The organism is Romboutsia sp. 13368, assembly GCF_018336475.1.
In the GTDB taxonomy this organism is placed as follows: domain Bacteria; phylum Bacillota; class Clostridia; order Peptostreptococcales; family Peptostreptococcaceae; genus Romboutsia.
On the sequence record NZ_CP048741.1, the window covers coordinates 663134 to 663943 of the forward strand.

An 810-nucleotide genomic window follows, 5' to 3' on the forward strand; every position below is an offset into this window, starting at 1 on the left:
GTATGTACTAGTAAGTATGTGAATAAGAAAATTGTTTATAATAGCGAATTAGCATATTAAAAAGAGAGCACATTTAAGCTCTCTTTTTTTGTTATAAGTAAATATAGTTTAAGTATTTACTATTTTAAGGCATTTAGTGCTTTATCATAATCTGGTTCATTAGTTATTTCACTTAAGTATTCAACATAAGTAATTTTATTATTTTCATCAACTACAAATACAGCTCTAGATAAAAGTCCTAATTCATTTATATAAACTCCATAGTTTTTACCAAATTCTCTATCTTTGTAATCTGAAGCAGTTACAACTTTATCTATTCCAGAAGATCCACACCATCTAGCTTGAGCAAAAGGTAAGTCCATAGATATTGTGTATATAGTTACATCACCTAATTTTGCTGCTTCTTGGTTAAAACGTCTTACTTCTGTATCACATACAGGAGTATCTAATGATGGTACTGTTAAAAATACTCTTTTACCTTTAGTATCACTTAATTTTATTGGATTTAAATCATTATCTGTAACTATAAAGTCAGGAGCAGTATCACCAACTTTAATTTGAGTTCCTGCTAATGTTAATGGGTTTCCTTGAAATGTTACTTGCATTTTTATTCCTCCTTATGTAATTAAAACGTCATATTTATTTTGATTTTTTTATGTTGTATTTATTCATAAATTAGTTTAAATAATCTACAGTGCTTTTAAGGCAACTGTATTTAATAAGCTCCAAGGTTTGTTAAAGTGTGGTTGGAAGAAGAAATCAGTCATAGCTAATTCTTCAACTGTCATTTCATTTTGTATAACTACAAAT

The 810-nt window shown here is 27.5% G+C and carries 1 protein-coding gene; it reads right to left on the bottom strand.

The genetic code is table 11. The features are described 5' to 3' along the window. Positions 1-119 precede the first annotated feature (119 nt). Entirely contained in the window at positions 120-605 is a 486-nt protein-coding gene (gene tpx / locus G3997_RS02720) for a thiol peroxidase (RefSeq protein ID WP_296647695.1), read from the bottom strand. Positions 606-810: the final 205 nt, after the last annotated feature.